Genomic DNA, 20,698 nt, shown 5'->3' on the forward strand with positions numbered 1-20,698 from the left:
GCCGCAGGATCGGGGTCAGCGCCCTTTCCAACAGAAAGGGTTCTGACCCCCGATTCTCAGCCGTTGTCGCGCAGGAACCGGGCCATCGAGGACACGCCCGGTACGCGCGGCTCGAACTCGCCGGCAACGTCGATGAAGCCACGCATCACGGCGATCTCGCGCGGACTGCGGTTCAGGCTGTCCCGCACGTCTGGGTCGGCGCCGGCACGCAGCAGGCGTTGTACCAGCAGCGGCAGGCCGTGCAGCGCCGCCAGGTGCAGCGGGCCGAAACCACGCGGATCGCGCACGTCCAGGCTGACATCCTCTTCCAGCAGGCGCTCCACCGCGGCCATCACCACCTGCTCGTCGCAGGCCGTCCCTGGCTCGGCGCGCGCTCCCAGCAGCAGCAGCAGCGGTGTGACCGAACCGGCGGCGGCCTGGTCCGGTTCGGCACCGGCCAGCAGCAGCGTGTCCAGCAACGCCAGCAACCGCGGGCGGTCGCGTGCGCTGAAGCCGTACAGGGCCGCGCAGTGCAGCGGGCCCAGTTGCTGCGCGTCTCCGGCGTGTACGTCGGCACCCGCGGTCAGCAGGCGCGCGACGATGTCCGGCAGGCCCAGCGCGGAGGCCAGCATCAGCACGGTCACTCCCCCCGGCAGCCGGTGTTCGAGCTTGGCACCGGCATCGAGCAGGGCCGACACGATCTCGACCTGGCGCATGCTGACCGCGGCCGACAACGGCGTTGCGCCGCTGGCCGCTGCGTGCTGCGGATCGGCGCCGCGTGCCAGCAGCAGGTCGGTCACCGCCAGGTGGCCGCCGCCGGCGGCACGCAGCAGCGCCGTGCAGCCCTGCGCATCCACGGCGTCAACGGCGAACCCCAGATCGATCAGGCGACGCACCGCATCGACATCGCCGGCCATCGCAGCAGAGGGCAGGTCGGCATCGCGCAGGGTACGGCGTGGCAGTGGCCACACCCGCCAGTCCAGCCAGTCGGCCAGATCACGACGACCACTCGACAGCGCCACACCCAGGGGAGTCTGGCCATCGGCGGCGCGTGCCTCCGGCGAGGCGCCGTGCTGTACCAGCAGCTTCAGCGCACCTTCCCGGGCCAGCGCGGTCGCCAGGTGCAGGGCGGTCATGCCATGGCTGTCGCGCGCCTCACGGTCGACACCGGTCTTGAGCAGGGCCTGCTGCAGGCGCAGCCAGCCCAGGCGCACCGCCAACGACAGCGGCGGATCGCCTGCCGGCGATGCGGCGAACGGATCAGCACCCCGCTCCAGCAGTTCCAGCGCCAGCTGTTCCAGTCCGCGGGCCGCCTGATCGTGCTGCGCGCAGGCGGCCAGGAAACGGGCCAGGCCGCCGCGGCCGGCCGGCGACAGGCCATGCTGCAGCATGACCTGCAGCGCCGGCACCGCATCGACGCCGCGCGACAGCAGCGCGAACATCGGCGTGTCGGCACAGGCATCACGCACATAGGGGTCGGCACCATGGGCCAGCAGCCAATCCACGGCACGCGGCTCCAGCGCCAGCTCCGGATCCAGCAGCAGGCTGCCCAGCTCCTGCGGCTGGCACAGCCTGGCCAGGGCGGCCATGCCGTCGGTGTTGCCGAAGCCCAGTGCTTCGCGCAGCAGGGTCAGCGGCGGTCGATCAGGCAGCAGGCCACTGGCGCTGGCGGCCTCACCGCGCTCGGCCAGGCCATCGCTGACCGCCGCAGGCAGCGGATAGGACGGATCAAGCAGCGCGACGATGGCCCAGCGACCGGCTTCGGCCGCGTAGTCGACCGCACGCCGACCGACCGGATCGGCCGCATCGGCGGTGATGCCCAGTTCGACCAGGCGCTTGACCAGCAGGGGCGAAACCGTATCGGCCATGGCCGCCAGCTGCACCGCGTTGCGGCCCTCGCCATCGACAGCCACCAGGTCAGGCTTGTGCGGCAGGAGGTGTTCGATGACGGCGGCGCGACCGGCACGCGCGGCCTCCAGCCACGGCGTGCGACCGAGCGCGTCGCGTGCTTCCAGGTTTGCACCGGCAGCGAGCAGCACGCCGATGATTTCAACGTGGCCGGCCAGGGCCGCTTCGTGCAGTGCGCTGCGACGCTGGCGGTCGCGCGCATCCGCACGCGCCTTGTGCTTGAGCAGCAGCTGCACGCCGGCCGGATCATCGTCTTCGGTGGCGGCTGCGGCGAGCAGGACCGGCGTGCCGTCCGCCGGCTCGGTGCGGGCACCGCGTTCGAGCAGGAAGCGGGCCAGGCGCCAGTTGCCTACCTGGCAGGCTACGGCCAGCGGGGACCAGCCCTCGTGGTTGAGTGCATCCACTTCGGCCGCGGCATCGCGCAGCAGCGCGGCAACGCCGGGGTCGGAGCTTCGAGCCGCGTGGTGCAGCGGCGTGTTGCCCTCGCTGTCGGTAGCGCGAGAATCGGCGCCATTGGCCAGCAGGGTCATCACGGCTTCGGGGCGACCATGCCAGCTGTCGCGGGTGGCCGCCAGCAGCGGCGTCATGCCCCGGTGCGGCGCGTTCACATCGACCCCGCGGGCAATCAGTTCACGCAGCAGGCGCAGGTCCGGCAACACCGCCGCCAGCACCGCCAGGCTGCGCTGATCACGCCAGTTCGGGTCCGGCAACGCGTGCGGGTCCGCGCCGGCCTGCAGCAGCTGCAGCGCCCGGTCGATGCGACCGTGGCGCGCCGCTTCATGCAGCGCAGGCGTCAGTTCCTGCGGGGCCATCGCCTCCAGCGGCGTGGTCTCGCTGGCAGCGGGGAACAGCGGCGCGTGTGCCGCACCGGCATCGGCCAGCGGGCCCGGGTTCACGCGCAGCGACACCAGTGGCGCCGGTGCGACCCGCTGCAGCAGCAGATGCAGCAACGGCGACCCAAGCAGCACGGTCAACGTGGCGGGCCAGCGCGCGCTTTCCGGCAGCAGCCCTGGCCATGCCGGCAACACCACCAGTGCGGCCAGCGCGATCACCAGCGCGGCCACGACAAGGCCACGCCAGGCGGTGAGGTCACGACCGGCCAACGCCTGCCAGTGCTGCGCCAGGCTGCCATCCAGCCGCTCGACATCATTCCACAGCGGCCACGTACGCCAGGCCGCCAGCAAACCGGCACTGACCAGCACGCTCAGCCCGAGCACCGCCGCCAGGCTGCCGCTGTCGCGCAGTGCCGCCAGCGGCCAGGCCAGCAGCAGGGCCAGCAGTACCGGCGCGGCCGTCCACAGCGCCAGCAGGGCCGGCAGGTCCTGCTGCGCGATCAACTTCGGCGGCAGTACCGCACGGCTGCGCCGCCACCACGAAATGCCCAGGGCATACGCCGGCTGCGCCAGCGCAGCAAGCACCGCCCCCGGCAGGCCGCCGACGGCGGCACCCAGCGCCAGCAGGGCACCCAGGACGAAGGCGATCGACAGGGCGCGCGGACGGGAAAGCTCAGTCATTGTGGCGCGGCATCATGCTGGTCACCGACGGCGGCACCTGCAGGTAGAACCCGCGTTCGCTCATTTCGCTGCGCACCTTGGCCGGATCGGCCTGGGCGAGGCGGCGCTGCGGCTCCAGGGCCACGTCCAGGACGAAGGTGAGCGTGCCCAGCGACGCCACCAGCGGCGCAGGCAGCGCGCTGAAGTCATCGCGTCGGGGAACGTAGACGAAGGTGTCCGGCTTGAGTTGGCTTTTATAGACGTAGGCGTGCATGTCCACGGGACGATAACCCGGGAAGAGCCCTGATTGTGTCGGAAAGCCGACACCGGGGAAAGCCGTCGGCCGACGATGCCGGCAGGATCGACGGCGTTTCCCCGGCGGGGTTCAGCAATGTGGCGGCGGCGTTCAGCCTCGGCCGCCGCCACACGGATGCTTACTTGACCTTGGCGTAGGTGCCCTTCAGGGCGACGCCGGCCACGAACGTGCCCGCCCAGCACTCATAGTTGCTGGCGCTCCTGAACTCGTTCTTCTTGTAGTAGCTGACGATGTCGACCACCGCATTGGCGCCACGCGAGCGGGCGCCGTCCTGCAGTGCGCGCAGCGCCGACAGCGCCACCCAGCGGCAGGCTTCGGCATCGCTCTTGTTGGCGGCGTTGGTCTTCCGGTTGGTGACGTCTTCACCCAGACGCTGCTGCACGCTGACCGGCTGACCGGCCAGATAGAACCGCACGCTGCCATCGATGCCGGCATCGCGGGCGGCCTGCGAGCTGACAAGTTCCTGCAGGGACTGCTCGACTCGGGTGTCACGGGCGGAAGCCGTGGCGGTCACAGCCAGCAGAAGGGTGGCACTGGCGATCATCAGGGTGCGGCGCATCGAAACATCTCCTTGTCCGGGGTGCGTTGGGGGTGGTGCGGATGGGGTGCGGGGGTCATTCGCTCCAGCGGCGGAATACCAGCGAGGTATTGATGCCGCCGAAGGCGAAGTTGTTGCTCATCACGTACTCGGCCTGCAGATCGCGGCCGTGCCCGGTGATGAAATCCAGCTGGCCGCAGCGCGGATCGACCTCGGCCAGGTTGAGGGTCGGCGCGAACCAGCCGGCACGCATCATCTCGATGCTCAGCCAGGCTTCGAACGCTCCGCACGCGCCGAGCATGTGCCCGACGTAGCTCTTCAGCGAGCTGATCGGTACGCGGCTGCCGAACACCTGCGCGGTGGCCTGTGTCTCGGCGATGTCGCCGTGATCGGTGGCGGTGCCGTGGGCGTTGACGTAGTCGATCCGCGCCGCGTCGAGCCCGGCGTCCTCCAGGGCCAGGCGCATGGCCTGGGCCATGGTGTCGGCGCTGGGCTGGGTGACGTGCTGGCCGTCGCTGTTGGTTCCGTAGCCGACCACCTCGGCAAGGATGGACGCACCGCGTGCGAGGGCGTGCTCCATGTCCTCCAGGATCAGCGTGCAGGCGCCCTCGCCCAGTACCAGGCCGTCGCGGCCTGCATCGAAGGGCCGCGGCGTCGACTGCGGCGCATCGTTGCGCACGCTGGTGGCGAACAGGGTGTCGAACACCGCTGCAGCGGTGGCGTCGAGCTGCTCGGCACCGCCGGCCACCATCACCGTCTGCTTGCCGCTGCGGATGGCTTCATACGCCGCTCCGACGCCCTGGCTGCCCGACGTGCAGGCGCTGGAGGTGGTGTAGACACGCCCTGACAGGCCGAAGAACACGCCGATGTTGACCGGCGCGGTATGGCTCATCATTTTCAGGTACGTGGTGGCGCTGATGCCATCGGTGGTGAACTCGTTGAGCATGCGCCCGAACTCGCCGGTCGCTTCGTGGCTGCCGGAGGACGAACCGTAGGCCACACCGGTGCGGCCGCTGCGCAGCACCGGATGCTCATGCAGGCCGGCCTCGCGCAGGGCCATCTCGGTGGCGCGCACCGACATGATCGCGACCTTGCCCATCGAGCGGGTGGTCTTGCGGTTGTAGTTCGGCGGCAGCGCGAAGTCCTGCGCGGGCGCGGCCAGCTTGGTGTTCAGGCCCGCGTAGACATCCCATTCCGGCATGGTGCGCACTGCGTTGCGGCAGCTGCGCAGGTGCGCGTGGATGGTGGGCCAGTCGTGGCCAAGCGGGCTGATGGCAGCGGCACCGGTCACCACGACGCGACGATCAGCGGCCATCAGAGCATGCCCCCGTTGACCGAGATCACCTGCCGGGTGATGTAGCCGGCCGGCTCGGACAGCAGGAACGCGACCGTTGCGGCCACCTCATCGGGATGCCCGACGCGGCCGGCCGGAATCAGCTTCAGGGCGTGTTCGACCACTTCATCGTTGAGCATTTCGGTCTCGATCAGGCCCGGGGCCACGCAGTTGACGGTGATCTGGCGGCTCGCCAGCTCCAGCGCCAGCGCCTTGGTGGCACCGATGATGCCGGCCTTGGCCGCGCTGTAGTTGACCTGGCCGCGGTTGCCGGCCAGCCCGGACACCGACGACAGGGTGACGATGCGACCGGGCCGGCGCCGCCGCACCATCGGCATGATGAGCGGATGCAGCACGTTGTAGAAGCCGTCCAGGTTGGTGTGGATGACCTGGTCCCAGTCTTCGGACGACAACGCAGGAAATGCGCCGTCGCGGGCGATACCGGCATTGCACACCACGCCGTAGTACGCGCCGTGCGCCTCGACATCGGCCTCCAATGCGCCGCGTGCGGCATCCCGGTCGGCCACATCGAACGCCAGCACGCGGGCCTGCCGGCCCAGTGCCTGGATTTCGTCCACCACTGCCTGCGCCTCGTCCACGCGGCTGCGGCAGTGCACGGCTACGTCGAACCCATCGCGCGCGACGCGCAGCGCGATGGCCCGGCCGATGCCCCGACTGGCGCCGGTGACCAGCACGCTCCGATTCCCTGTCATGCCTGTCCACTCTCCAGATAGGCCATCGCGTCGGCAGGTTCGTACACCGACACGTTGGCGGTCGCCCATTCTTCGTCGCCTGCCAGGATCCGGCAGGCGAACATCCCCAGTCCATTGTCGCCCAACAGCTCGCAGCGCGCCTGTACGCGAAGGCGGCTGCCCACCGGAAAACCGCTGCGGTGGCTGCCATAACGACGACTGCCCAGCAGGAATCCGAGCTGCGGCCGGTTGCCGGCAGCGCGTGCACGGCAGCCGGCCCAGGCCGCGATGGCCTGCGCCATGTATTCGATGCCGATCCAGGCCGGCACCTGCCCATCCTCGACGAACAGCCCGCTCGCCGGCACGACCAGCTCGGCCTCGATGCCGTCCTCGTCCCAGTGCATGATGCGCTCCAGCAGGCACATGTCCTGCCGGTGGGGCACCACGTCTTCAATGGCATACACCGTATTCATCCGCACTCCAGTGCCAGCACGGCGTTGCTGCCGCCGAAGGCGAACGAGTTGCTCAGCACGCGCCGGGGCGGCTGCGCCAGGCAGGTGGCCGGCGCCACCAGCGGCAGCGGCGGCAGAGCCGGATCGGCGATGCCATCCCACCAGTGCGGTGGCAGCTGCTGCCGGCCGTTCTCGGCAAGCACGATCCAGCACAGCGCCGCCTCGATCGCCCCCGATGCACCCAGGGTGTGGCCAGTGAGTGGCTTGGTGGAACTGCAGGGCACGTCATTGCCCAGTACCTGCGCCACCGCCAGGCTTTCCATCGCATCGTTGTGGCCGGTGGCAGTGCCGTGCAGGTTCACGTAGTCGACATCGGCGGGCGACCAGCCGGCACGATGCAGCGCCTGCTGCAGGGCGTCGATGGCGCCAAGGGCCTGCGGATCCGGCGCCGACATGTGATGCGCATCGGCGGACTCGCCCCATCCGGCCAGGCATACCGGGCCAGGTTCGCGGGTCAGCAGGAACAGCGCAGCGCCCTCGCCGATGTTGATGCCGGCACGATGCTGCGAGAAGGGATTGCAGCGCACGGCCGAGACCGATTCGAGCGCATTGAAGCCTGCCACGGTGAAGCGGCACAGCGAGTCGGCACCCCCGGCGATGACCGCATCGACGGTGCCGGCACGCAGCATTCGCGCGGCCGACATCAGCGCCTTGGCACTGGACGAACAGGCAGTGGACAGGGTCCACGCCGGGCCCTGCGCGCCGCTGCGCTGACGCACGAACTGCGCGGTGGTGCCCATCTCCTGCTGTGCGTAATCGAAACCTTCAGGCCAGCAGCCCTGCTCCGCATGGGTCCGCAGTGCCTGCTCCGATTCGCCGATGCCGGAGGTGCTGGTGCCCAGCACCACCGCCACCCGATCGGCGCCATGGCGTGCAATGGCCGCGCCGACCGCAGGCGCGATCTGCGCCAGCGCGACCTCCAGCAATGCATTGTTGCGCCCGCGCAGGGACACCGGCAGGTCTTCCAGCGTCGGCAATGGCGTGCGCACTTCACCCAGCGCCAGGGTACGCCCCGGCAGCAGGCGGTCGTTGTCGCTCAGGCCGCCCGGAGCATCGGCGAACAGCGCCGATGCCACGGCGCCGCGGCCTTCGCCCAGCGCGCAGACCAGGCCGAGGTCGTTCAGGTAGATCGGTGTATTCATCGCTCCTGCCCGGCCATGTCGATCGATTCGATGCGCAGGGCGTAACCCTCGGCACGGTTCTCCAGCTGGACGCTGCCATCGTCCAGGCGCCGCAGCTGCAGCCAGACCGTACCGCTGCGGGACAGGCTGCGCTGGCGACCGTCATCGCTGACCTCCCAGCCCGCCGGCAATGCCGCAGCGATCGCTGCGGTCGGCCACAACGCGAACTGCAGGTCATCCAGTACGCGTTCGGCACGCACCTGCGGCGGCAGCCACGGCGCACGCTGCTGGGTCAGTTGCCGGCCATCCCACTGCAGGCGCACGCCGGTCTGGCCCATGGCCTGCACCGCCAGCCGCACCTGCTGTGCGTCGGCTTCGAGCAGCGCATCGAGATCGCGCTCATGGCTGCCGAACCGGAAATGCAGCTGCTGCTGCAGTGCCAGCGGCGCTGGCAGGCTGGCCGGCGACAGCCGCAGCGGTGGCAGCTGCACCTGCGGGCGTGGCATGCGCCCGGCACAGGCGACCAGCAGCAGGCACAGCAGCACTGCAGCGGAAAGGGCCATCAGGCGCCGCACAGTTCCTCCAGCACGCGCATGCGACGGCCGCTGGGGTCGGCCACGTAGGGGTTGTTGGTGTCCCAGGCGTATCCGGCCAGGATGGAACTGATCATGTCGCGCACGTCCGGCTGCGGGTCGGGGTGGTAGATGATCTTCTGGAAGCCGCCCTGGTACCAGCTTTCGACGAAACGGCGGAAGGTTTTCACGCCGGCACGCAGCGGAACGGAGAACTCGGCCTCCCAGTCCACGGCCTGCCCGGCATAACGGCGCGCCAGGCACTCACTGGCCAGCTGCGCCGATTTGAAGGCAATGGTCACGCCCGAGGAGAACACCGGGTCGAGGAACTCGCCAGCGTTGCCAAGCAGCGCATAGCCCGGGCCCCACAGCGAACGGACATTGGCCGAATAGCCCGTGATGCGGCGTACCGGCAGCACCGCCCATTCGGCATTGGCCAGCAGGCGGGTCAGGTTCGGATCCTCGCCGACGATGGCCTGCAGCTTCTGCAGGTCGTCGCCTTCGTAGCGATCGAAGAACGAGGGTTCGGCCACCACGCCCAGCGAGCAGCAGCCGTTGGAGAACGGGATCGTCCAGTACCAGACGTCGATGTGCTCGGGGTGGGTCGTGATGAGGATCTTGTTGCGGTCGAAGTCCGCTTCGGCCGGAATGTTGTCACGCACGTGGCAGAAGATCGCGCCACGCACCGGGAAGTTGGAGGGTGACTCCAGATCCAGCAGGCGCGGCAGCAACCGCGCGAAGCCGGAGGCGTCGAGGATGAAATCGGCCTCGATGCGGTACTCACTGCCATCGGGACGGCGCACGTTGACGGCAGGCTGCTCGCCCGGCTCGACCGACAGCACCTCGTCGCCGAAACGCAGCGTGGTACCCATCCGCTCGGCGCCCCGCGCCAGCACGTTGTCGAAGTCGGCGCGCTGCACCTGGTAGGTGGTGCCCCAGCCGGGCGAGAACTTCTTCCTGAAGTCGAATGCGGTACGCGCCTGGCCATGCACGAAGGCCGCGCCATTCTTGTGCTGGAAGCCGGCTTCGACCACATCCTGCAACAGCCCTGCCGCTTCGATGTACTCCATGCTCTGCGGCAGCAGGCTTTCACCGATCGAGAAACGCGGGAACTGCTGGCGTTCGATCATCAGCACCTGGCGACCCTGCCGGCGCAGCATCGCAGCAGCCACGGAACCGGCCGGGCCGGCGCCGATGATCAGGATTTCGGTGCGTTCCACAGCATCCACAGCAGTACTCATCGGGGCGTCCTTGTTGCTCGATAGAGGGAGAGAAGAAAAGCCGAAGGTGGACTCAGGCCGCCGGCAGATCATGCGGCGGCGGCCGGAACAGCGGCGAGATCAGCCAGACCAGCCCGATACCGAACAGCAGGGTCAGGCCGAACGCGCGCAGCGCCGGGGTCTGCGACAGCCCCAGCAGGCCGAACGACAGCCAGGTACTGGCCGCACCCACGCACACCGCCAGCCATGCACTGGCGTCGCCACGATGCTCGATCAGGAAGATGCCGTAATCGATGCCCATGCCCAGCAGCAGCATCAGCGCCAGCACGTTGAACAGCTGCAGCGGCTGGCCGAACAGGCCCAGCAGGCCCAGGGTCAGCGCACCGGCGATCAGGGTCGGGGCGAACACGCGCCAGGCCTGGCGGCGATAGCGCAGCCACAGCGCGCCGAACACCAGTGCGATGCCGACCAGCAGCAGCCCGCCCATCAGCTTGCGGTAGTGGCCCAGCAGCGTGGAGAAATCGGAGGTGCGGTCTACCCAGCGCACGCCGGGCAGACCTTCGGCGGCACGTTCCAGCGTGGCCAGAGCATCGGCACGCGACAGGTCATCGACCATCACCACGCTGATCATCTGGCCACCGACCTTACCCACCCACAGGTGGCGGAACGGCTGCGAGGCCGGCGAGGCCAGGAAGGCGTCGGCGGTGAGCGGCGCTGCGGCAAACTGCGGTCGCTGCAGCGGCTCGCCCACGGCTTCGGACACAGCCGACAGCACGCCGGGCTCCACCTTCGCGGTCAGCGCAGCATCGGCCTGCTGCCGGGCCGGTGATGGCAGCCAGTCACTGATCGCGCGGTAGCCACCAATGCGCTTGTCATCGGCCAGTACACGCAAGCGTTCGGTCAACGCCTCTTCGCGCTGCAACAGCTGGGCGGCATCGCTGCCCTGCACCAGGTAGAACTGTGCCGGGCTGGGCATGCCCAGCAGCTGGCTCAGGCGGATCTGCTGGGCCATCAGCGCCGGTGGAGACGACTGCAGGCTGCGCAGGTCGTCGTTGCTGTGCAGGCGCGCGATGCCCACCGCGGACAGCGCCAGCGCGGCCATCACGAAGATCGCCACCGGGCGCCGGCCGTGCAGGCGCGGGAAACGTTCCAGCGTATTGCCCAGCCACTGCGAGAAGCGGGTCTGGCGGATCTCGCCACCGTCGAGCCACGGGAACCAGAAGATCACCGTGAGGAACGCTGCTGCCAGGCCCACCACCGAGAACAGCGCCATCTGGCGAAGGCCCGGGAACGGGGCCAGGCCCAACGCGAGGTAGGCCAGCGCACTGGTCAACAGCGCCAGCCACAGGCCGGGCAGCAGATGCCGCAGCAGCTTCCAGCGACGGTCGGCCGGTTCGGCCTGGCGCGACGCAAACCAGTGGATGCCGTAGTCCTCCGCTACACCCACCAGCGATGCACCGAACACCAGGGTCAGCACATGCACTTTGCCGAACACCAGCACGGTCACCGCCAGCGCCACGCCGCAACCGATCAGCAGCGACGCGGCCACCAGCAGGATCGGCCGCAGCGAACGGAACGCCAGCCACACCAGCAGCAGTACCGCGGCCAGTGAGCCCCAACCGATGGTGTTGATCTCGCGGTTGGCCTGCACCGCAGCGGCTTCGGCGTGCAGTGGCACGCCGGCATGCAGGATCTCCAGCTCAGGCGCTGCGGCCCTGGCCGCCTTCCCGGCCCGCTCCAGCAGGCCATCAAGATGGCGCTCGCCATCGAGCTGGAACGCCGAACCCGGCGTATCGAACTGCAGCGCCGCCCAATGCTTGCCCTCGGCTTCAAGCAGGCCATCATCACCCAGCCGCAAGCCCGAACCCTGCGCCTGCTGCTGCCACCACTGCGGCCACAACGACAGCGGATCCTGCCGCCATTCGGTGAGCCGCGGAGCACCCATCGGCCCGTACAGCGCGGCGAGTGCCTGTTCGGCCAGCGCACCGGTTTCCGTGCTCTGCAGCTGGTCACGCTGGGCCGGGGTCAGCAGGCGGTCGCGATACGGCGCGTAGAACGCACGCGCCTCGTCGAACCAGCCTTCAATGGACCCACTGGGCACCAGCAAAGCGCTCTCGGCATCTTCAGCCATGGCCGCAGCGAACGCGGCCTGCGCCCGCTTGGCGGCGGCGCCATCCTGGCTGCCGAGCAGCACCACCACCTGCCGCGAACTGCCATCGGCGATGCGCCGGGTGACATCGCTCAACAGGCGGTCATGCGCATCCTGCGGCAGCAGCGCGAGGATGTCGGTATCGATCCGCGACTCCTGGCTCCACAGGCGCCACTGCTGCACGCCCAGTACCAGCAGCAACACCAGCCAGGCGATGCCCAGCCAATGCCACCAACGCCGCAACCGGTCCGGTGCGTTCAACGCCACGGCGTCACTCAAAGCGGCGCGCCTCGTCGGGGTTCAGCGTGGCGGGGGCTTCACTCAACGCGCTGAACTGGATCTGCGTGCGGTCCTTGTTCGCCTCGACGATCTCGACCTGGCGCACGTAGCGGTCACCCTGCAGCGTCAGCGACTCGAAGGCCTTGGCCAGCATCGCCGACTTCGGTGTCAATCGCAGGCGCCAGCCCTGCCCTTCACGGCTGGCCGCCACGTTGAACTGGCCGGAGAGTGCCTGCACGTCGCCACTCATCAGCGCGAACATGATCGCATTCACCGAGCGCATCGCCGGCTGCTGCCGTGCATCGAGTTCGACGCGGGCGCTGCCATCGCGCTGGCGGCTGAGGATGCGGTCGGCGGTGACCACCACCTCGGAGGGGAACGGCGTGAGCGTGGTCCAGATCACGCCGTGCTGGCGCGCGACCACGAACCGGCCGTGCGAGCGCAGCGGATTCCTGAAGCCACTGACCTGCTTTTCCTGGCTGAACTGGCCACGCAGCACCTCCGGACGCGCCACCGCCTGGGTGATCGCGTCGACGGCAGGATCGGCCGCCTGTACACGCGGTGCGGCCACCAGCAGCAGCGCGCACAGCAGCACGCCTGGAAGACGGGCGACCATGTTCATGGCGCGGGCACTCCCAGACGTTCCCACAGTACCGGCGGGCATTGGTACAGCATCTCCTTGCTGGCGGCATCCACCGCGACCTGGATGGTCATGGCCCGGGTGGCCACCTGGCCGCTTTCCGCATCCAGGATCTCGTAGTCGATCTTCAGCCGGTTCTCCCATTCGACAATGCGCGCACGCACCCGCAGCCGCTGGTTGAACAGCAGCGGTCGCACGTATTTCACGCGCGCGTCGACCACCGGCCACAGGTAGCCCGATGCGAGCATCTGCGGGTAGTCGTAGTCGTGGCGCTGCAGCAGCGCACACCGGGCAATCTCCAGATACTTGAAGTAGTTGCCGTGCCAGACCACGTTCATCGGATCGCAGTCGTGGAAGGCGGGGCGCAGCTCGATTTCACAGACCAGGTCATTCACCGGAATACAGTTCCCAACGTTGCGCGCGGATCTCCACCAGCAGTTCCCGCAGTTCGCGATCCAGCGCGCGGTCTTCCTCGACCAGCGCGATGCGCTGCCCCAGGTCCACATACATGTCAGCCAGACTGCCATGCAGCTGCGCGTTCAGGCCAACGCGCTCGCGCAGTGCCAGGCCCTGGCGGGCGGCAATCAGCATCGCGGCCACCACCTGTTCAGTCAGTTCGATCACACGCAGGCAGTCGCGCGCGGCGATGGTGCCCATGCTGACCTTGTCCTGGTTGTGGCATTCGGTCGAGCGCGAGAACACACTGGCCGGAAGGGTCTGCTTCAACGCTTCGGCGGTCCACGCCGAGACGCTGATCTGCAGCGCCTTCAGCCCGTGGTTGATTGCTGCCCGCGGGCCGGTAGCCGCCGACAGATTGGCGGGCAGGCCGTGGTTGTAGCGTGCATCCACCACCAGCGCCAGCTGCCGGTCGAGCAGGTCGGCAAGGTTGGCCACGGTGTTCTTCAGCGTGTCCATTGCCAGTGCGATATGGCCGCCGTAGAAGTGGCCGCCGTGCAGGATGCGCTCGCCGTCGGCATCGATCAGCGGGTTGTCGTTGGCGCTGTTCAGCTCGGTTTCGATCAGCTGCCGCAGGAAGGGCAGGCTGTCTTCCAGCACGCCGATCACGTGCGGGGCGCAGCGCAGCGAGTAACGATCCTGCAGGCGCTGTTCGTTGCGCGGCGGCCGTTCGCTGTGCAGGTCGCGGCGCAGCCGTGCGGCGATGCGGGCCTGGCCCGGATGCGGCTTGGCCGCGAACAGGGTTTCGTCGAAATGGTGCGCGTTGCCGTCGCTGGCCAGCACGTTGAATGCGGTCAGGCGGGTGGCCAGGCGCGCCAGGTAGTCGGCACGCTGCCAGGCCAGGCAGGCCAGGCCGGTCATCACCGCAGTGCCGTTCATGATCGCCAGGCCTTCCTTCGGCCGCAGCTTCAGCGGGACCATGCCGATGCTCGCCAGTACTCCGGCAGCCGGTTGCACGCGGCCATCGTGCAGGACCTCGCGCTCGCCGCACAGCACCGCCGCCACGTATGACAGCGGCGTCAGGTCACCGCTGGCGCCGACCGATCCCTCCGCCGGGATCATCGGCAGCACGTCATGCCGCAACAGCGTGGCCAGGCCTTCCAGCAGGGCCACGCTGACACCGGACATGCCACGTACCAGCGAGGCCAAACGGGCAGCCAGCACTGCGCGGGTCTCGGCCGGGTCCAGGTAACGGCCCAGTCCGCAGCCATGGTAGGTGTACAGGTGGTGCGGCAACTCGGCTACCAGCGCCGGCGGGATGTTCACCGTGCACGAATCGCCGTAGCCGGTCGTCACGCCGTAGATCACCCCGTCCTCGCGCAGCAGGCGGTCGAGAAAATCGGCACCATGCTGGATGTGGGCACGGAAGGCCGGGGCGTCGCTCAGCGCGGCCTCGCACTGGCGATGGGCCAGCGCCACCACGTCTTCGATGGTCAACGGTGCATCGCCAAAGCGGCACACGGGTACGGCGTCAGTCGTCATGCGGAGCCTGATCCCAGAAGGGGAAAAAATTGAACCAGTCCAGCGGGGACTGGATGACCTGCAGTTCGAGCCACTGCGCGAAACGCTGTGCCTGCCCCGCCAGTGCCGCATCCCGCGAGCCACGCGGCAGCACGATGCGATCGGCGAACTGCTCGAAGGCGACCCGGTACCCCTGGCCTTCATGCAGGCAGGCCATGGTGTACACCGGGCAGCCCAGTGCCGCCGCCAGCACGTAGGCACCGATGGGGAACGGGGCACGGTGGCCGAGAAAATCCGCGGTGACGCTGCGTCCACCCTGCACCGGCGTGCGGTCACCGACGATGGCCACGAAGCCACCGGCAGCCACGCGCTCGGACAGCATCATCGCCGTGGCCGGCCCCATCGCGGTGACCTGCACCAGCTCCACCGTTGCCAGCGGGTCCAGCCGCTGCAGCAGGCGATTGAAGCGCTGCGCGTGCGCGGTGTGCACCAGCACGGTGATGCGGAACCCCGGCACCTGTTCGGCCAGCACCTGGCACAACTCCAGGCAGCCGATGTGGGCGGTCAGGATCAGCCCGCCTTCGCGGCGCGCGATCCTGTCCAGCACCAGATCGCGCCGCAGCTGGATGCGCTCGGGCGGATACCGCCCGCCCAGGCCGAGGATCTTGTCGAGCAGAGTGTCGGCGAACGCGAAGAAATGGCGCAGGCTGTCGCGCCGCGTCGGCTCGCGGCCCAGCGCGCCACTGTGTGCCTGCAACCGCTGCAGATACTGCAGCGATGCCTGCCGGGCCACGCGGTTGCCCAGCCAGTGGCAGAGCACCACCGGCCACACGCACAGGCGGAACGGCCAGCGCCCGAACCACCGATGCACCCAGCACAGGAACAACACGCCGGCCACCGATGTGGATTCACCGATGTCGGCCCAGTGCGGCGCACCTTGGGGGGCGGCCATCTCAGCGCTGCCCCTGCAGGCGGCGCCAGAGCAGGCGCGGTGCGCGCCGGAGCATGCCGAAGAACAGGCGCGCGTGCATGCGGCTGATGCGTACGTTGTCGCGCCACACATCGAAATGCGAGACACCGTCTGCCGGATAGGTCACCCGCGTCGCCAGATGTTCCACCGGCACCTGCCGCCAGTACAGCCGCACCATCACTTCGGTATCGAAATCCATGCGCCGGCCGATGGTCTCTTCGCCCATCAGGCTCAGCACCGGAGGCAGTGGATAGACACGGAAACCACACATGGTGTCGCGCAGATGCAGCGACAGCGTGTTGATCCAGACCCAGACATGCGTTACGTAGCGACCGTACAGGCGGGCCCTGGGCACACTGGCGTCGTAGGCGGGAATGCCGCAGATCACCGCGTCCTGCCGCGCACGCGCGGCCGCGATGAAGCGCGGCAGGTCGCCGGTGTCATGCTGGCCGTCGGCATCGATCTGCAGCACGTGGCTGCAGCCCCGCCTTGCGGCCTCGGCGAAGCCCGCCAGCATCGCCCCACCCTTGCCCTGGTTGACCTGCAGACGCAGCAGATCGACCCCTTCACGCTGTGCCAGCGCCTGCAGCACCGAAGCACATGATGCGTGCGAGCCATCGTCCACAAGCAGGCAGGGCAGGCCAGCGCGCTGCACGCCATCGACCACCGCGGCGACAGCATGTTCGTGATCGTAGACGGGAATCACCACCAGTGGCGCGAACGCGGCACCGGCATCGGCCGGATCACTGCGCATCGGCGAAGACCATCCTGCCACTGGCGTGTACGCCATGCACGGAGGCATAGCGGAAGACCAGCACGTTGCGCGCGGTATCCCAGTCCAGATGCAGCGTCAGCTCGTCGCCCGGACGCGCCACATGCTGGAACTTCACCGCATCCATGCGCACGAACCCCTCCGGCATCGCAAAGGCCTGCCGGGCAAAGCGCACCGCCCAGTCCACCTGGGCCACGCCGGGCAGGATCGCGGCCTGCGGGAAATGTCCCTGGAACGGGCGCAGCGCCGGGTCCAGGGTCATGCGCAGGGTAGCGCTGGCCGCCTCGCGCCGATCCCATACCGGCACCGGCATCGACGGCTGGAACAAGGCCACCAGCGCGGCCTGGGTCACCTTGCCCTGCGCGTTCACCGGCAGCGTGGGTACCAGCCGCCAGCGGCGCGGACGGGTCACGGCGTCATGGCTCTGTGCCAGGCGCGCGCCCAGCCGCTGGCCCAGCGCGCGGCGCGCGGCATCATCGGCATCGAGCAGTGCCGCATCGGCCGGCACCACCACGGCCGCCAGCTGCTCGCGCTGGCCAGGCAGCACCAGCACGCGCACGTCATCGACGTCCGCGTCGTCGCGCAACGCACGTTCCAGCGCATCGAGCGAAACGCGGCGCTCTTCGATCTTGACGATGCGGTCGGCGCGGCCGAGCAGGCGGAAGCACCCCTCGGCCAGCGCTTCCACCCGATCCTGCGTGCACCACCAGTCGCGGCTCTGCAGATGGGGTGAAGCCACCGCCAGGCAGCCTCCCTCGATTCTCCACTGCACCCCCGGAAGCGGCTGCCAGGGCGGAAGATCGGTATCCCAGCGACGCCAGGCGATGCCGCCGGTCTCGCTGCTGCCGTAGACCTCGGTCGGTGCGACGGCCATCCATTGCCGCACCTGCCGCGCTGCCTCTTCCGGCAGCGGGCCGCCAGAGGAGAACACAGCGCGCAGGTGGCCCTGCAGGCTGGCCCAATCCAGCTGCGCAGGCAGGCGCTTGAGGTGCGCCGGGGTCGCCACCAGCACTGTCTGCGTGCCCGCCAGCGCAGCGACCAGATCCTCATGGAAGAACCGCCGCGGATGGATCAGGCGACCGGCGGCCAGCGGCCACAGCACGCGGAACAGCAGGCCGTAGATGTGCTGGTGCGACACCGTGCCATGCACCTGCGCGCCTTCCAGCTGTGCGCCGAACGCGGCCTGCAACGCATCGACCTCGCGCGCCAGCTGGTCCAGGCGCTTGTCGATCGCAGTGGGTTCGCCGGTGCTGCCCGACGTGAACACGCACAGCTCGCAGGCATGCTCGTCCAACGCATCCAGCTCGACCTGCGCACCGGCGGCCGCCATCATCAGTGGCCGGTAATCACGGGAAACGTCACCGGCAAAACCGCTCACCTGCGGCTGCAGGGCCTGCAGCGTGGCGGGCAGGTTGTCGGCGGCCAGGAACACCCGCTTGCCGGCGTGCCAGGCACCGAACAGCGCCTCGGCGAACGACACGGCATCATCGAAGTACAGCGCCCAGTCACGGCCGCCAGTGGCGGCAAATGCCGTACGCCAGGCCAGTACGCGCTGACGGAATTGCTGATGGTCGACCACTTCGCCATCGCGGATGCCGACAGCACGCTGCGGCCGCGCATCCCGCAGCAGCCGGTCCAGGGCAATCCACTCAGCCATGGGCGTGCGCCGCCTTCACCCGTCGCCGCACCAGCCATTCGCCTGCGAACAATACGCCCATCATCACGTACGCCAACAATCCGTTGTAGAGCATCCAGACCCGATCCGATGCGTACAGCGCGGTGAGCAGGGCCAGACTGCCGTTGAGAACGAAGAAGCCGCACCACACCTGGGTGACGCGGCGGGTATAGGCCACCGCGAACGGTGGCAGGTCCGGCTCCTGCAGCCGCGCCAGGCGCTCCACCAGGGGCGGCCCGAACCGCAGGCTGATGGCGAACACGCACAGCATCACCACGTTCACCAGCGCCGGGTACAGCTTCAGCGGCAGCGCCTGGTTGAGCACGGTGGCCAGCACCGCCAGCAGTCCGGTACCGGCTGCGGCAGCCCACCACAGCGGCTGGCGCGTGCTCAGGGCACGCAGCAACGCCAGGGTGAACAGCAGCAGTGCCAGCCAGCGCGGCTCGAAGCGGCCCATCGCCAGGTAGACGAGCAGCGGGTAGGCCAGCGAAATCGCCGCCACCACGACCGTACGCGCGCGTGCCAAGGCGGAGCCGCCCGCGCTGCGGTCAGGCTGCTGCCTGGTCCGGCAGCAGCCGGTGCACGACATCCACGATGTCCTGCACGGTGCGCACGGCCTTGAACGCTTCCGGCTGCAGGTTGCGGCCGAGCAGCGGCTTGAGCTGCACGATCAGGTCGACCGCATCGATGCTGTCGATGTCCAGGTCGTCATAGAGACGGGCCTCGGGGGTGATCCGGGCCGGTTCGATCTCGAAGCTGTCGGTCAGGATGTTGACGATGCGTTCGAACAGTTCATTCTTGGTCATGGCAGCTCCTGGCGCCGTTACGACTGGCGGGCGGCGACGAACTCGCCGAGCGCGCGCACGCTGGAGAAATGGCGCCGGGTCTCTTCCGAGTCGGACGACAGGCTCACACCGTACTTCTTCTGCAGCGCCAGGCCCAGTTCCAGGGCGTCGATCGAATCCAGGCCCAGGCCCTCGACGAACAGCGGCGCGGTCGGATCGATGTCCTCCGGCGTGATGTCCTCCAGTGAAAGCGAGGAAATGATCAATTCCTTGATCTCGTGCTCAAGTGCTTGCACGGGTCGAATCTCCAGACAGGTCGAAATAACGAGAAAGGTGCTCGGTGACGCGGCGTGCTGCCAAGGCATCCCCCCTTGGCGCGTCGTCTTCGGCCAGGAATGGCGCGATCGGGATATCTTCGCCGATCTGCAGCCGAACGTGAAAGCGACGTGAGGGCACACGATACCATTTCTGCCCTTTGCTCAGGGTTGGCGGGGTACAGGTGATCCGCACCGGCGTGATGTCCAGCCGGCCGCGGACGGCGATATTGGCGGCCCCACGCTGAAGCCTCGGCGACTGGCCCGGTACGCTGCGGGTCCCTTCCGGGAAGATGACCAGGCTGCCGCCGGCCCGTACCGCGGCCACGCAGTCATCGACCAGGCCGGCCCCGTCGTCATTGGAAATGTAGCCGGCGGCCCGGACCGGGCCCCGCATGAACGGGTTGCGGGCCACCGCCCGTTTGACCACGCAGTCGGCATTGGGCAGCAGCGAGACCAGGCAGACCACGTCGATCAGGGTGGGGTGGTTGGCCAGGACCAGCAGGCCGTCGCGCTGCAGGCGCTCGCGCCCTTCGATCTCATAGGTCATCACCCCGAGCCCGCGCATCAGCCGCAGGTGGCTGGCGAACGCCACCTGCACCACGCGGCGGGCGCGACGGCGGCGGGCCACCGGATCACGCATCAGCAGCAGGACCGGCATCACCACGGCGCCCAGCAGCAGGCCGCCGATGCCGAACGCAGCAAAACTCAGGCCGGTGCCCACCACCCGCCAGGCAAGATCGAGGCGGCGCAGCGCCTCAGCCACGGCGGCTCCAGCGCCAGCGCTGGCCATTGGCAACGTGTTCCAGCGCCGGCGCGCCCGCGAGCAGGAAACGGTGCAGGTCCAACGCGTGCGGCAACAGGCCGGGCACGGCGGTGGCCTGGGCCGGCGCGCCATCCCACTGCAGCGACAGCGTCGGCAGCGCCTGTGTCGGCGCCACTACACGCCAGCACCAAGCGAAGAACGGGTCGGGTTCGTCGGCGAACGCCGCGTAAACTTCGGGCAACGGCGACTCGTAGACCACCACCCGCACTTCGCGGGCACCATCGGCCAGCAGACCGGCGGCCTCCAGGCAGGCGGCCTCCACCGTGGCCTGGCCGGCAGCCAGCGCCAGATAGTTGCCACGATGGCCACGAGCGATCGAGTACAGCGCAGCGATCGCGTTATGGACCGACAGGCCGAATCCGGTGGGCGACAGGGGCTGCTCGTTCACCAGCGCCCCGAGCAGCTCCATCGAGCGCGCCACATCACCATGACGGCTGGCGAACACCAGCGGTACCTGGCTGTCGGCCCCGTGGCCATCCTCGCACCAGCAGGCCGTCTGGATCGCCATCCGCCCCAGCCGCTCGATGCGGCGGCGCTGCATCGCGGGCACTTCGGACAGCGCCGGCGCGCCCTCGCCCTGTGGCAGGAAGGGCGCGTCAGCCCAGCCCAGCCACTGGCTGCGCTCGCTCAGGCCAGGTGCCCAGGCAGCCCAGTCGACGATGGAGAATTCGATCATCTAGCGATGGT

At 69.0% G+C, this 20,698-nt stretch carries 21 protein-coding genes; all 21 read right to left on the minus strand.

Features of this window, described 5'->3' with window-relative positions:
* Positions 1-56: 56 nt before the first annotated feature.
* The gene (locus tag ACVOKU_RS06775) at positions 57-3,401 is read right to left on the minus strand and encodes an ankyrin repeat domain-containing protein (protein ID WP_065174279.1); all 3,345 of its coding nucleotides are present in this window, start codon (positions 3,399-3,401) and stop codon (positions 57-59) included.
* A complete protein-coding gene (locus tag ACVOKU_RS06780; protein WP_053518100.1) occupies positions 3,394-3,654 on the minus strand; it encodes a YcgL domain-containing protein in 261 nt (86 codons plus the stop codon). Before ACVOKU_RS06780 ends, ACVOKU_RS06775 begins: the two co-directional genes overlap by 8 nt.
* Positions 3,655-3,814: 160 nt before the next feature.
* Positions 3,815-4,255 carry a hypothetical protein gene (locus ACVOKU_RS06785; RefSeq protein WP_053518098.1) on the minus strand — a complete coding sequence of 147 codons (441 nt, stop codon included), beginning with the start codon at positions 4,253-4,255 and terminating at the stop codon, positions 3,815-3,817.
* Between the two features lie 55 nt (positions 4,256-4,310).
* Positions 4,311-5,549 carry a beta-ketoacyl-ACP synthase gene (locus ACVOKU_RS06790; RefSeq protein WP_312555855.1) on the minus strand — a complete coding sequence of 413 codons (1,239 nt, stop codon included), beginning with the start codon at positions 5,547-5,549 and terminating at the stop codon, positions 4,311-4,313.
* Positions 5,549-6,280, minus strand: coding sequence for a 3-ketoacyl-ACP reductase FabG2 (locus tag ACVOKU_RS06795; RefSeq protein WP_053518094.1), 732 nt, complete (start codon positions 6,278-6,280; stop codon positions 5,549-5,551). Before ACVOKU_RS06795 ends, ACVOKU_RS06790 begins: the two co-directional genes overlap by 1 nt.
* Entirely contained in the window at positions 6,277-6,732 is a 456-nt protein-coding gene (locus ACVOKU_RS06800) for a hotdog family protein (RefSeq protein ID WP_481559465.1), read from the minus strand. Before ACVOKU_RS06800 ends, ACVOKU_RS06795 begins: the two co-directional genes overlap by 4 nt.
* A complete protein-coding gene (locus ACVOKU_RS06805) occupies positions 6,729-7,913 on the minus strand; it encodes a beta-ketoacyl-[acyl-carrier-protein] synthase family protein (protein WP_481559466.1) in 1,185 nt (394 codons plus the stop codon). Before ACVOKU_RS06805 ends, ACVOKU_RS06800 begins: the two co-directional genes overlap by 4 nt.
* The gene (locus tag ACVOKU_RS06810; RefSeq protein ID WP_481559467.1) at positions 7,910-8,455 is read right to left on the minus strand and encodes a DUF3261 domain-containing protein; all 546 of its coding nucleotides are present in this window, start codon (positions 8,453-8,455) and stop codon (positions 7,910-7,912) included. Before ACVOKU_RS06810 ends, ACVOKU_RS06805 begins: the two co-directional genes overlap by 4 nt.
* The gene (locus ACVOKU_RS06815; RefSeq protein ID WP_065181428.1) at positions 8,455-9,705 is read right to left on the minus strand and encodes an NAD(P)/FAD-dependent oxidoreductase; all 1,251 of its coding nucleotides are present in this window, start codon (positions 9,703-9,705) and stop codon (positions 8,455-8,457) included. Before ACVOKU_RS06815 ends, ACVOKU_RS06810 begins: the two co-directional genes overlap by 1 nt.
* A gap of 52 nt (positions 9,706-9,757) precedes the next feature.
* Complete coding sequence (locus ACVOKU_RS06820; RefSeq protein ID WP_481559468.1) at positions 9,758-12,112, minus strand: MMPL family transporter; 2,355 nt, start codon at positions 12,110-12,112, stop codon at positions 9,758-9,760.
* On the minus strand, positions 12,105-12,734 hold the full coding sequence (locus ACVOKU_RS06825; RefSeq protein WP_481559469.1) for an outer membrane lipoprotein carrier protein LolA: 630 nt from the start codon (positions 12,732-12,734) through the stop codon (positions 12,105-12,107). The genes ACVOKU_RS06820 and ACVOKU_RS06825 overlap by 8 nt, the downstream gene beginning before the upstream one ends.
* On the minus strand, positions 12,731-13,147 hold the full coding sequence (locus tag ACVOKU_RS06830; protein ID WP_481559470.1) for an acyl-CoA thioesterase: 417 nt from the start codon (positions 13,145-13,147) through the stop codon (positions 12,731-12,733). The genes ACVOKU_RS06825 and ACVOKU_RS06830 overlap by 4 nt, the downstream gene beginning before the upstream one ends.
* On the minus strand, positions 13,140-14,690 hold the full coding sequence (locus ACVOKU_RS06835) for an HAL/PAL/TAL family ammonia-lyase (protein ID WP_481559471.1): 1,551 nt from the start codon (positions 14,688-14,690) through the stop codon (positions 13,140-13,142). Before ACVOKU_RS06835 ends, ACVOKU_RS06830 begins: the two co-directional genes overlap by 8 nt.
* Positions 14,680-15,621, minus strand: coding sequence for an LpxL/LpxP family acyltransferase (locus ACVOKU_RS06840; protein ID WP_053518078.1), 942 nt, complete (start codon positions 15,619-15,621; stop codon positions 14,680-14,682). The genes ACVOKU_RS06835 and ACVOKU_RS06840 overlap by 11 nt, the downstream gene beginning before the upstream one ends.
* A 1-nt stretch (position 15,622) precedes the next feature.
* Positions 15,623-16,393 (minus strand): glycosyltransferase family 2 protein, encoded by a 771-nt coding sequence (locus tag ACVOKU_RS06845; RefSeq protein ID WP_481559472.1) that lies wholly within the window; start codon positions 16,391-16,393, stop codon positions 15,623-15,625.
* Positions 16,383-18,068: an ApeI family dehydratase gene (locus ACVOKU_RS06850; protein WP_481559473.1), complete on the minus strand. Its 1,686-nt coding sequence runs from the start codon at positions 18,066-18,068 to the stop codon at positions 16,383-16,385. Before ACVOKU_RS06850 ends, ACVOKU_RS06845 begins: the two co-directional genes overlap by 11 nt.
* Entirely contained in the window at positions 18,061-18,612 is a 552-nt protein-coding gene (locus ACVOKU_RS06855) for a COG4648 family protein (RefSeq protein WP_053518075.1), read from the minus strand. Before ACVOKU_RS06855 ends, ACVOKU_RS06850 begins: the two co-directional genes overlap by 8 nt.
* A 22-nt stretch (positions 18,613-18,634) precedes the next feature.
* Positions 18,635-18,892: an acyl carrier protein gene (locus ACVOKU_RS06860; RefSeq protein ID WP_053518073.1), complete on the minus strand. Its 258-nt coding sequence runs from the start codon at positions 18,890-18,892 to the stop codon at positions 18,635-18,637.
* Between the two features lie 17 nt (positions 18,893-18,909).
* Positions 18,910-19,167, minus strand: a complete 258-nt coding sequence (locus tag ACVOKU_RS06865) for a phosphopantetheine-binding protein (protein ID WP_053518072.1) — start codon at positions 19,165-19,167, stop codon at positions 18,910-18,912.
* Positions 19,154-19,951, minus strand: coding sequence for a lysophospholipid acyltransferase family protein (locus ACVOKU_RS06870; RefSeq protein WP_053518128.1), 798 nt, complete (start codon positions 19,949-19,951; stop codon positions 19,154-19,156). The genes ACVOKU_RS06865 and ACVOKU_RS06870 overlap by 14 nt, the downstream gene beginning before the upstream one ends.
* Entirely contained in the window at positions 19,944-20,687 is a 744-nt protein-coding gene (locus tag ACVOKU_RS06875; protein ID WP_481559474.1) for a beta-ketoacyl synthase chain length factor, read from the minus strand. Before ACVOKU_RS06875 ends, ACVOKU_RS06870 begins: the two co-directional genes overlap by 8 nt.
* Between the last annotated feature and the right edge of the window lie 11 nt (positions 20,688-20,698).

The organism is Stenotrophomonas sp. STEN147, from assembly GCF_056757995.1.

What these genes read in the sequence shown, in the direction of transcription:
- ACVOKU_RS06835 (WP_481559471.1), bottom strand. Translation starts at nt 14,690, where the DNA reads ATGACGACTGACGCCGTACCCGTGTGCCGCTTTGGCGATGCACCGTTG.
- ACVOKU_RS06805 (WP_481559466.1), bottom strand. Translation starts at nt 7,913, where the DNA reads ATGAATACACCGATCTACCTGAACGACCTCGGCCTGGTCTGCGCGCTG.
- ACVOKU_RS06790 (WP_312555855.1), bottom strand. Translation starts at nt 5,549, where the DNA reads ATGGCCGCTGATCGTCGCGTCGTGGTGACCGGTGCCGCTGCCATCAGC.
- ACVOKU_RS06815 (WP_065181428.1), bottom strand. Translation starts at nt 9,705, where the DNA reads ATGAGTACTGCTGTGGATGCTGTGGAACGCACCGAAATCCTGATCATC.
- ACVOKU_RS06780 (WP_053518100.1), bottom strand. Translation starts at nt 3,654, where the DNA reads ATGCACGCCTACGTCTATAAAAGCCAACTCAAGCCGGACACCTTCGTC.
- ACVOKU_RS06860 (WP_053518073.1), bottom strand. Translation starts at nt 18,892, where the DNA reads ATGACCAAGAATGAACTGTTCGAACGCATCGTCAACATCCTGACCGAC.
- ACVOKU_RS06810 (WP_481559467.1), bottom strand. Translation starts at nt 8,455, where the DNA reads ATGGCCCTTTCCGCTGCAGTGCTGCTGTGCCTGCTGCTGGTCGCCTGT.
- ACVOKU_RS06875 (WP_481559474.1), bottom strand. Translation starts at nt 20,687, where the DNA reads ATGATCGAATTCTCCATCGTCGACTGGGCTGCCTGGGCACCTGGCCTG.
- ACVOKU_RS06785 (WP_053518098.1), bottom strand. Translation starts at nt 4,255, where the DNA reads ATGCGCCGCACCCTGATGATCGCCAGTGCCACCCTTCTGCTGGCTGTG.
- ACVOKU_RS06850 (WP_481559473.1), bottom strand. Translation starts at nt 18,068, where the DNA reads ATGGCTGAGTGGATTGCCCTGGACCGGCTGCTGCGGGATGCGCGGCCG.
- ACVOKU_RS06800 (WP_481559465.1), bottom strand. Translation starts at nt 6,732, where the DNA reads ATGAATACGGTGTATGCCATTGAAGACGTGGTGCCCCACCGGCAGGAC.
- ACVOKU_RS06795 (WP_053518094.1), bottom strand. Translation starts at nt 6,280, where the DNA reads ATGACAGGGAATCGGAGCGTGCTGGTCACCGGCGCCAGTCGGGGCATC.
- ACVOKU_RS06845 (WP_481559472.1), bottom strand. Translation starts at nt 16,393, where the DNA reads ATGCGCAGTGATCCGGCCGATGCCGGTGCCGCGTTCGCGCCACTGGTG.
- ACVOKU_RS06825 (WP_481559469.1), bottom strand. Translation starts at nt 12,734, where the DNA reads ATGAACATGGTCGCCCGTCTTCCAGGCGTGCTGCTGTGCGCGCTGCTG.
- ACVOKU_RS06775 (WP_065174279.1), bottom strand. Translation starts at nt 3,401, where the DNA reads ATGACTGAGCTTTCCCGTCCGCGCGCCCTGTCGATCGCCTTCGTCCTG.
- ACVOKU_RS06840 (WP_053518078.1), bottom strand. Translation starts at nt 15,621, where the DNA reads ATGGCCGCCCCCCAAGGTGCGCCGCACTGGGCCGACATCGGTGAATCC.